Here is a 10,821-nt window from a genome sequence, read left to right as displayed (position 1 = left end):
GTTCTCCGGGACCATACATGTCATCGTCGGCTCGGGCCTGACCATCGCCGGCGCGGTGGCCTGCCTGTACTTCACCCGGCTTCCGTACTTCCAGACCCTCGGCGTGCCCGCCGCTCTCGGCGTGCTGGTCACGCTGGCGGCCGCGCTGACCCTCGGGCCCGCCGTGCTCGTCATTGCCAGCCGGTTCGGCCTGATGGAACCGAAACGCAAGACCCGGGCCGGTAATTGGCGCCGCATCGGCACCGCCATCGTGCGCTGGCCCGGCCCGATCCTGGTGGTGTCGTGTGCGATCGCGCTAATCGGCCTGCTCGCCCTGCCCGGATACAAGACCAGCTACGACGCCCGCCCCTACCTGCCGGCATCGGCACCGGCCAACGTCGGCTACACCGCGGCCGAACGGCACTTCTCGCAGGCCCGGCTCAATCCCGAGCTCCTGATGATCGAGACCGATCACGACATGCGCAACCCGTCGGACATGCTGGTCCTGGAGCGGGTCGCGAAAGCCGTTCTGCACACCCGCGGTATCTCCCTGGTGCAGTCGATCACCCGGCCGCTCGGCACACCCATCAAACACAGCTCCATCCCGTTCCAGATCAGCGCGCAGAGCGCCAGCCAGATCATGAATTTGGGTTATCAGCAGGACCGCGCGCAGGATCTGCTCAAACAGGCCAACGACATCTCCAACACGATCAACATCCTCAAACAGCAGGTCACCTTGCAGCAGGCCAGCGCCGCCGCCACCCATGAACAGACCCAGGCCTTCCACGACACCGTCACGATCGTGAACGACCTGCGCGACAAGATCGCCAACTTCGACGACCAGTTCCGGCCCCTGCGCAACTATTTCTACTGGGAGCCACACTGTTTCGACATCCCGATGTGCGCGGCGCTGCGGTCGGTGTTCGACGCGCTGGACGGCATCGACAAGCTCAGCGACCAGTTCGGGGAGATCACGTCGAGCCTGGACAAACTGGACGCGCTGCAACCGCAGCTGGTGGCGCTGCTGCCGCCGCAGATCGAGATCCAGCAGCGCAACCGTGATCTCATCCTGTCCAATTACGCCACCACCGGTGGCACCAACGCGCAGTCCGAGGAGGCGCTGCGCAACTCGACCGCGATGGGTCAGGCGTTCGACGACGCCAAGAACGACGACTCGTTCTACCTGCCACCGGAGGCCTTCGACAACGCCGACTTCAAACGCGGCCTGAAACTGTTCCTGTCGCCGGACGGTAAGGCCGCCCGGATGATCATCACCCACGAGGGCAATCCGGCCACCCCGGAGGGCATCGCGCACATCGACGCGCTCAAGGATTCCGCGTTCGACGCGATCAAGGCCACCCCGCTGTCGGATGCCAAGATCTACGTGGCCGGAACGGCGTCCGCGTACAAGGACATTCAGGATGGCGCCAAATACGATCTGCTGATCGCCGCGCTGGCCGCGATCAGCCTCATCCTGCTCATCATGATGTTCATCACCCGCAGCCTGGTCGCCGCCTTCGTCATCGTCGGCACCGTCGTGCTGTCCCTGGGGGCGTCGTTCGGTCTGTCGGTCCTGGTGTGGCAGTACATCTTCGGGATCGACCTGTACTGGATCGTGCTGGCCCTGGCCATCATCCTGCTGCTGGCGGTGGGCGCGGACTACAACCTGTTGCTGATATCCCGGTTCAAGGAGGAGATCGGGGCCGGCCTCAAAACCGGTGTCATCCGGGCGATGGCGGGCACCGGAAAAGTCGTGACCGCGGCCGGGTTGGTGTTCGCCGCGACCATGTCCTCGTTCATCTTCAGCGATCTCATCGTCCTCGGCCAGATCGGCACCACCATCGGGTTGGGACTGCTGTTCGACACCCTGATCGTCCGGTCGTTCATGACCCCGTCCATCGCGGCGCTGCTCGGCCGCTGGTTCTGGTGGCCGATGAACGTGCGGCCCCGGCCGGCCAGCCGGATGCTGCGCCCGTACGGCTCGCGCACCTCGGTCCGAAAACTGCTGCAGCCCGACGACCCCGCTCCGGAAGGTACGCCCGCCCAGACCTAGCCGAACCTTCTGGCGATCTCCGAGCGCCGCGGTTTACCGGTGTGCGTGCGGGGGATCTCCAAACCGAACACGATGCGGCGTGGGGATCGCGCGTGGCGCACCGGGGAGGTCAACCAGTTATCGGGGTCCCGAAATCAACGAAACCGTCGCGAAAAGCGCTGTCGAGCAACAGTTTCGTCGAACTCGGCGCGGGCCGCGCCACGAGCTGAGCCAGATTCAGAGCTTGGTCAGCGGGGCGTGGTTGTGCATCAGCTTGACCCGCCCCGCACTGCCGAAGTCGATCAGCGACATCGCGGACTCTCCCGCCCCGGAGACCTCCTCGACCCGCCCGAGCCCGTACTTGTCGTGGGTGACCCGGTCGCCGGGTTCCAGCGTGATGATGGGCCGGTTGCGGGTGGCCGCGGGCCGCGACGGCGACGGGCGTCTCATCTGATCAGCCGAGCCGTAGCGCCCCCCACCTCCCACCGGCGCGCTGAATGCCGAGGCGGGCTGCTCGACCCGGCGCCAGTCGATGAGTTCCTGCGGAATCTCGCGCAGGAAACGGGATTCCGGGTTGAGCATCGGCTGCCCCCATGAGGACCGCACCTTGGCGCGGCTCAGATAGAGACGCCGGCGCGCACGGGTGATCCCGACGTAGGCCAGCCGGCGCTCCTCAGACAGCTCGGTCGGATCGCCGAGCGCCCGCATATGCGGGAACATGCCGTCCTCCCAGCCGGTGACGAACACCGCGGGGAACTCCAGCCCCTTGGCGGTGTGCAACGTCATCATGGTCACCACACCGGCACCGTGTTCGGGTAGCTCGTCGGCGTCGGCCACCAGCGACACCCGCTCCAGGAACTGGGCCAGCACCCCGGTGTCGGGGATGTCCTCGTCGACCGGCTCGGCTTCGCCCTCCTCGGCGAGCGCCCGGGCATTGGCCAGGTCGGTGCTGAATTCGTGTGCGACGCTGACCAACTCGTTGAGGTTGTCCAGCCGGGCCAGGTCCTGCGGATCGCTGGAGGCCTCCAGCTCGCGGCGATACCCGGTGCGTTCGAGCACCGCCTCCACCAGATCGCCGAGCTCGTCGTCGAGCTTGGCCCGCAGCCCGTCGATCATCTGGACGAAACTCGCGATCGCCTTCTCCGCGCGGGTGTTGAGCATCGGCACCCGGCCCTCGGCCGCGGCCTGCAACGCGTCGTTGAAGGTGGCGCCGGTGTTCTCGGCGTGCACGGCCACACACGCCTCGGCCCGGTCGCCGATACCGCGCCGTGGTGTGTTGAGGATGCGGCGCATGCTCACCGCGTCACCGGGATTGTCCAGCACCCGCAGGTAGGCGACGATGTCGCGGATCTCGCGGCGCTCGTAGAACCGGACCCCGCCGACGACCTTGTAGGGGATGCCGGCCCGGATGAAGACCTCTTCCAGCGCCCGCGACGAGTTGTTGGTGCGGTAGAACACCGCGACGTCGCCGTAGTTGAGTTGCGAGCTGAATCCGCTTCCCTGCCCGGTCAGCGTGTCGATCTCCTCGGCGACGAACCTGGCCTCATCGTGCTCGTTGTCGGCGACGTAGCCGACGATCAGCTCACCCTCACCCTCATCGGTCCACAGCCGCTTCTCGCGCCGCCCGGCGTTGCGGGCGATGACCGAGTTGGCCGCGTTGAGGATGGTCTGGGTGGACCGGTAGTTCTGCTCCAGCAGGATCGTCGTCGCATCCGGATAGTCGCGCTCGAAGTCCTCGATGTTGCGGATCGTCGCACCGCGGAACGCGTAGATGGACTGGTCGGCGTCACCGACCACGCACAGCTCGGCGGCCGGCACCCCGTCCTTCTCGTCCAGGTGATGCCCGACCAACTCCCGCACCAGCACGTACTGGGCGTGGTTGGTGTCCTGGTACTCGTCGACCAGGATGTGGCGGAACCGGCGCCGGTAGTACTGGGCGATCTGCGGGAAGGCCTGCAGCACCGCGACCGTCTCACCGATCAGATCGTCGAAGTCGAGCGCATTGGCGGCGCGCAGCCTGCGCTGGTACTCGGCGTAGACCTGCGCGACGATGCCTGCCATCTCGTCGGCGGCCTCCGACGCCTCGGCCGCCGCCTGCTCCGGCCCGATCAGCTCGTTCTTGAGGTTGGAGATGCCGTTGGCCAGCAGCCGCGGCGAATACCGCTTGGTGTCCAGGCCCAGATCCTTGCCGATCATCATCAGCAGTCGCCGGGAATCGTCGGAGTCGTAGATGGAGAAGTTGGAGTTCAGCCCGGGCAGCAGCGAGGCCTGGTTGCGCAGGATCCGCACGCACGTGGAGTGAAACGTCGACACCCACATGGCCCGCGCCCGCGGGCCCACCAGCCCCACCACCCGCTCGCGCATCTCGGCGGCGGCCTTGTTGGTGAAGGTGATGGCCAGCACCTGGCCGACCCCGACCTCGCGCGCGGCCAGCAGGTAGGCGATCCGCCGGGTGAGCACCGCCGTCTTACCCGACCCGGCCCCCGCCACGATCAGCAGCGGCGACCCCTCATGCAGCACCGCCTGGCGCTGCTGCGGGTTGAGCCCGTCGAGCAGATCCGAGTGGTGTTGGTCGGTTTCGGGGGCGGGGGCGGGCACGGAGGGGATGGTCATCGTGCCCCAAACCTACCGCCGACCGGGGACATGCTTTGCGCGGAGCCCACCGTGACTGAGACTATCGACACCGTGCCCGACATCGATGACCTGCGCCGAGAGATCGACGAACTCGACGCCACCATATTGGCCGCTATCCAGCGGCGCACCGAGGTCTCCAAGGAGATCGGCAAGGTCCGCATGGCCTCCGGTGGCACCCGGCTGGTGCACAGCCGCGAGATGAAGGTCATCGAGCGCTTCAGCGCGCTCGGTCCCGAGGGCAAAGACCTGGCGATGCTGTTGCTGCGGCTCGGCCGCGGCCGGCTCGGGCACTGAGGTCCCGGAGCCTCAGCGCTTCGGCTCCTTGAGCGAGTCCACCAGCCACGGCGTCAGCCACTTCACCGCCTCGGCGGTGGGGTGCACACCGTCGCTGCGCATCCGGATCCCGTCGATCCGCGCGGTGTAACTGCCGCCCGGGTTGAGCTTGGCGTTGAAGTCCAGCACCGATACGTTGGGCCGGTTGCCGACGGCCTTGCGCAGCATCGCGTTCCACTCCTCGACCCGAGCCGGCTGGTCCTCGGGGTAGAGGCTGCCGTCGGCGCGTTCACCCCGGCGGTTGTAGGGGGCCGTCGTCACCGCCACCCGCGCCCCGGTCGAGCCCAGGATGTCCAGCGCCCGCCGCAGCTCACCGGCCAGATAGCCGTCGTAGTCGTCGTCGCCGATGTGGGTCCACTCCCCGTCGTGCATCCGGTCGACGATCTCCCAGCGGCCGATCATCAGCAGCACGGTGTCGGGCCGGTCGTGCCTGAGCCGCTGGGCCCAGCGTTCCGGCCAGGTGTCGCATTCGGGCTTCTGGTTGATCGTCTCCCCCGCCGACCGGTACGGCCCGCCGCGGGCGATGCCGCAGCCGATGGTGGTGTAGTCGCTGAAGCTCAGCCCCGGCGTCTTCGGCAGATACCGCATGAGCGTCCAGGCCACCGAATCGCCGAACACCGCGACGGTGCGGGTGCCCGGGGCGCGGCGCACCGGCGGCGAACCGACCGCGACGGGCACCTCGGCCCCCCGCTGCTCCTGGATCGCCGCGGCGGACATCACGTCGGGGCCCGGTTCGGCGGGCCGGGTGTCGACCGGGATGACGGTCATGGTCGCGACGGCCGCCGTGGCCACCGTGGCCGCGGCCAGCGGGAGCATCGGCACATGCTGGGGCCGCCAGCGTCGCACCGGTTGCTCGATGAGCAGCCAGCACAGCCAGGACGCCCCGATCGTCACCGCACACCGCAGGGCCAGCAGGGACCAGCCGGTCAGCCCGGTGCGTTCGCCGTTGAGGATCAGGAAGATCGGCCAGTGCCACAGATACACGCCGTAGGAGATGGCACCGAGCGCCACCAGGGGGCGCCACGCCAGCGCGCGGGCCACATAGCCGTTCTGGTCGAGCGCGACGGGTGCGACGATGAGCACCGCGCCCAGCGCCACCGCGATCAGCAGGCCGTGCCGGAAGTCGGCCGCGCTGCCGGTGGCCAGGTGCGCGGCGACCGCGAGCAGCGCGATCCCGGGTATCGGCGCCAGCCAGGCGATCCAGCGCCGCCACCGGGTGCGGATCAGCGTTCCCGAGACGGTGAGCGCCGACCAGTCCCGCACCAGCAGCGCCGCGGCGGCCGCACCGATCAGCAGCGCCTGGGCTCTGGTGTCGGTGCCGAAGTACACCCGGTTCAGCGCGTCCGGATCGTCGGCACCGCCGAGCAGCAGGATCGACGCGGCCGCCGATGCGGCCACACCGCCCGCCGCGAGCACGAACACCGAGATCCGGACCGCGCGTGCCGAGCGCCTGCGCAGCAGCAGCATCGCGCCCACCAGCAGCAGCGGCCAGATCAGATAGTACTGCTCCTCGACGCCGAGCGACCAGGTGTGCTGCAGCGGTGAGGGCGTCGCGCCCTGGCTGAAGTAGTCGGCCCGTTGGGCGACGAAGGCCCAGTTGGCAATCCAGAAGAAGGCCGCGACGGCGTCGTCGCGCAGCGAGGTCACCGCATCGGGCGGGAACAGGTCGCGCGCGACGACGACGGCCAGCGTCATCACCAGCATCGCGGGCAGCAGCCTGCGGGCCCGCCGGATCCAGAACCCCTTGAGGTCGATGCGGTCGGTCCTGGCGAACTCGTCGAGCAGCAGCGAGGTGATCAGGAATCCGCTGAGGACGAAGAAGACGTCGACGCCGATGAAGCCGCCCGCGACCCCCGGCACCCCGCCGTGACCGGCCAGCACCAGCAACACCGCGATCGCGCGGATGCCGTCGAGGGCGGGGATGTCGCGCCGCTTGGGTGCGGTCCGGCTGCGGCGGGCGGTCAGACCGGCAGCACGGACTGGCGCCGCAGTCACGTCATGCCCTCCCGTCTGGCGTCTGAAGCGTTGAGTTTATTCGCGCGAGCAGACGCGAAAGTCCCCCGAGACCGGCGTGTCGGGGGACTTTCGCTGGGGGTACCTCCCGCTTGCGGGGGACTGCTCGCGCGGGCCGAGTGAGCTGGGTTACTTGGTGAAGGCGACGTATTTGGTGTCGACGTACTCCTCGATGCCCTCGACGCCGCCCTCGCGGCCGAACCCGGACTCCTTGATACCGCCGAACGGCGCCGCCGGATCGGAGATGACGCCGCGGTTGACGCCGACCATCCCCGATTCCAGGCCCTCGGCAACCCGCAGCGCCCGGTCCAGTGATTGCGTGAAAACGTAGGCGGCCAGCCCGTATTCGGTGTCGTTTGCGGCCGCGACCCCCTCGTCCTCGGTGTCGAACCCGGTGATCGGCGCGACGGGTCCGAAGACCTCCTCTTTGAGGATGCGGGCGTCGGCGGGCACATCGGCCAGCACGGTGGCCGGGTAGAAGTTGCCCGCACCGCCGGGCGCGACGCCGCCGATGGCGACCGTCGCGCCCTTGGACACCGCGTCGGAGACCAGTTCGGTGACCTTGGCGACCTGCTTGGAATTGATCAGCGGGCCCAGCGTGGACGACGGGTCGATGCCCTTGCCGAGGGTGAACTCGCTCATCCGTTTGACCAGCTTGTCGGTGAACTCCTGGCGCACCGAGTTGGCGACGTGGAACCGGTTGGCCGCGGTGCAGGCCTCACCGCCGTTGCGCATCTTGGCCGCGATCGCGCCGTCGACGGCCGCGTCCAGGTCGGCGTCGTCGAACACGATGAACGGCGCGTTGCCGCCCAGCTCCATCGAGGTGCGCAGCAGCTTGTCCGCCGACTGCTTCACCAGGGACTTGCCGACGCCGGTCGAGCCGGTGAAGGTCAGCTTGCGCAGCCGTCCGTCATCGACGAGCGCGCCGGTCACCCCGCCCGGGTCGCTGGTCGGCAACACCGACAGCACCCCCTTGGGCAGGCCGGCCTCGCCCATCAGCTTGGCCAGCAGCAGCATGGTCAGCGGGGTCTCCTGGGCGGGCTTGACGATCATGGTGCAGCCCGCGGCAAAGGCCGGGCCCATCTTGCGGGTGCCCATGGCCAGCGGGAAGTTCCACGGGGTGATGGCGTAGCACGGTCCGACGGGTTGTTTGGTCACCAGGATGCGGCCGGTGCCCGCCGGGCTGGTGGTGTAGCGGCCATCGATGCGTACGGCCTCCTCGGCGAACCAGCGGAAGAACTCCGCGCCGTATTTGACCTCACCCTTGCTCTCGGCGACCACCTTGCCCATCTCCAGGGTCATCAGCGCGGCGATGTCGTCGGCGCGCGCGGTGATGGTGTCGAACACCGAGCGCAGGATCTCGCCCCGCTCACGGGGTGCGGTCGCGGCCCACTCGGCCTGCACCACGCAGGCGGCGTCGAGTGCGGCGATCGCGTCCTCGGCGGTGGCGTCGCCGACGGCGGTCAGCACCTGATCGTCGCTGGGGTCGAGCACGTTGAACGTCGACGAGGCCGCACGCTCCTCACCGCCGATCCACAATCCTGTTGGTACGGATGAAATCAGGCCTTCAATGTGCATACATCCATCATGTACACCTTCGAGGCGCGCGCCGCATTAAGGTCGGGAGAATGAGTGCTGACATCACCGCAACACCCGCATGGCAAGCATTGTCGGAGCACCATGACGACGTCGGCGCCAAGCATCTGACCGAGTTGTTCGCCGAGGATCCCTCGCGCGGCACCGAGCTGACCCTGTCGGTCGGCGATCTCTACATCGACTACAGCAAGCACCGGCTGACCCGCAGAACGCTGGAGCTGCTGGTCGACCTCGCCACGGCCGCGGGGTTGGAGGCCCGTCGTGATGCGATGTTCGCCGGTGAGCACATCAACACCTCCGAGGACCGCGCGGTGCTGCACACCGCGCTGCGCCTGCCCGCCGACGCCTCGCTGACCGTGGACGGCCAGGACGTGGTCGCCGATGTGCACTCCGTCCTGGATGCGATGGGTGATTTCACCGACCGGCTGCGCAGCGGTGAGTGGACCGGGGCCACCGGTGAGCGGATCAAGACCGTGGTCAACATCGGCATCGGCGGCTCGGATCTGGGTCCGGTGATGGTTTACGACGCGTTGCGGCATTACGCCGACGCCGGTATCTCGGCCCGGTTCGTGTCCAATGTCGACCCGGCCGACCTGGTCGCCAAGCTGGACGGACTGGACCCGGCCACAACACTTTTCATCGTGGCGTCGAAGACGTTCTCCACGCTGGAGACGTTGACCAACGCCACCGCGGCGCGGCGCTGGCTGACCGATGCGCTGGGCGACGCTGCGGTGTCCAAGCATTTCGTCGCGGTCTCGACGAACAAGAAGCTGGTCGACGACTTCGGCATCAACACCGACAACATGTTCGGGTTCTGGGACTGGGTCGGTGGTCGCTATTCGGTCGACTCGGCCATCGGCCTGTCGGTGATGGCGGTGATCGGCCGGGAACGGTTCGCCGAGTTCCTGGCCGGGTTCCACCTGGTCGACGAGCATTTCCGGACCGCACCGCTGGCGTCCAACGCGCCGGCGCTGCTCGGCCTGATCGGGCTGTGGTATTCGAGTTTCTTCGATGCTCAATCACGTGTGGTGCTGCCCTATTCCAATGACCTGTCGCGGTTCGCGGCGTATCTGCAGCAGCTGACCATGGAATCGAACGGTAAATCGGTGCGGGCCGACGGCACCCCCGTGACGACGGACACCGGCGAAATCTATTGGGGCGAGCCGGGAACCAACGGCCAGCACGCGTTCTATCAGCTGCTGCACCAGGGCACCCGGCTGATCCCGGCCGACTTCATCGGGTTCAGCCGGCCCACCGACGACCTGCCCACGGCCGACGGTACCGGCAGCATGCACGACCTGCTGATGAGCAACTTCTTCGCTCAGACCCAGGTGCTGGCCTTCGGTAAGACTGCCGAAGCTATTGCGGCCGAAGGGACTCCGGCCGCGGTCGTGCCACACAAGGTGATGCCCGGCAACCGACCGACGACGTCAATCCTGGCCACCCAGTTGACGCCGTCGGTCGTCGGCCAGTTGATCGCGCTGTACGAGCACCAGGTCTTCACCGAGGGAGTGATCTGGGGTATCGACTCGTTCGACCAATGGGGTGTCGAACTCGGCAAGACCCAGGCCAAGGCGCTACTGCCGGTGATCACCGCCGAGGCGGCGCCGGCCGAGCAGTCGGACTCGTCGACCGACGCGCTGGTCCGTCGCTATCGGACCGCGCGCGGGCGCTCGAGTTAGCCGAGTGCGCGGGCGCTCGAGTCAGCCGACCGGGGGCACCGGGATCGAGGTGCACAGGCCAGGGACACAGCCGCTCGCGCCACCCGGCCCGGCCGAGCCCTCCACACCCCCGGGAACCGCGCCTGAAGCGCCCCCCGGACCCGCCGAACCGGCGGGTCCGCCGGGAACGGCGCCGGTGGCACCGTCGGGTCCCGCGGCCGGCGGCGCACACGGAGTGCCGTCGGCCTCGACACACGGGACCGGGGGCGGAGGTGCGGGCTCCGCGAGTGCCGACGGGGCGAGCGCAATCCCAGTCGCCGCAGCACCTGCAATGAACATCGAGGCAATCAGTTTTGAACTCATGCTGGGTGGTCTACCCACGTTCCGCGGCCGCCAAAACCCATCGATTGCTGTGAGCCCTCGCACGGTCCGGCTTGCACACGGATGCCTGCCCTGGGAATTTGCCGTTCCCGGAAGGGATGTCGACCTGCCCGGCGGTTAGCGACTTTTCAGCGACAATCGCCACTTGCGCACCAGGGACCCCGTTCGTCATGCGGCCGATCAATACTCACG

At 68.1% G+C, this 10,821-nt stretch carries 6 protein-coding genes; 3 read left to right on the top strand and 3 right to left on the bottom strand.

All coding sequences use genetic code 11. The features are described 5' to 3' along the window. On the top strand, positions 1–2,032 hold a 2,032-nt coding region (locus ACWDTP_RS33555; protein ID WP_450027535.1), incomplete at its 5' end, for an MMPL/RND family transporter. 216 nt (positions 2,033–2,248) lie between these two features. On the opposite strand, the gene ACWDTP_RS33550 is transcribed toward ACWDTP_RS33555, so the two are convergent. Continuing rightward, positions 2,249–4,624: a UvrD-helicase domain-containing protein gene (locus tag ACWDTP_RS33550; protein ID WP_450027534.1), complete on the bottom strand. Its 2,376-nt coding sequence runs from the start codon at positions 4,622–4,624 to the stop codon at positions 2,249–2,251. Positions 4,625–4,654: 30 nt separating this feature from the next. On the opposite strand from ACWDTP_RS33550, the gene ACWDTP_RS33545 reads away from it, so the two are divergent. Continuing rightward, positions 4,655–4,939, top strand: coding sequence for a chorismate mutase (locus tag ACWDTP_RS33545; protein WP_450027533.1), 285 nt, complete (start codon positions 4,655–4,657; stop codon positions 4,937–4,939). A gap of 12 nt (positions 4,940–4,951) precedes the next feature. Here the strand turns inward: ACWDTP_RS33545 and ACWDTP_RS33540 are convergent, their stop codons facing one another. Together ACWDTP_RS33540 and ACWDTP_RS33535 are read right to left on the bottom strand one after the other, a co-directional pair. Then, complete coding sequence (locus ACWDTP_RS33540) at positions 4,952–6,973, bottom strand: acyltransferase family protein (RefSeq protein WP_450027532.1); 2,022 nt, start codon at positions 6,971–6,973, stop codon at positions 4,952–4,954. Between the two features lie 147 nt (positions 6,974–7,120). Continuing rightward, entirely contained in the window at positions 7,121–8,569 is a 1,449-nt protein-coding gene (locus tag ACWDTP_RS33535) for an NAD-dependent succinate-semialdehyde dehydrogenase (RefSeq protein WP_450027531.1), read from the bottom strand. Between the two features lie 50 nt (positions 8,570–8,619). Between ACWDTP_RS33535 and pgi the strand changes: the two genes are divergently transcribed. Further along, positions 8,620–10,269 (top strand): glucose-6-phosphate isomerase, encoded by a 1,650-nt coding sequence (gene pgi / locus ACWDTP_RS33530; RefSeq protein ID WP_450027530.1) that lies wholly within the window; start codon positions 8,620–8,622, stop codon positions 10,267–10,269. Positions 10,270–10,821 lie beyond the last annotated feature (552 nt).

Source organism: Mycobacterium sp. NPDC003449 (assembly GCF_053588415.1).
This window is presented reverse-complemented; position numbering and strand designations above follow the sequence as displayed.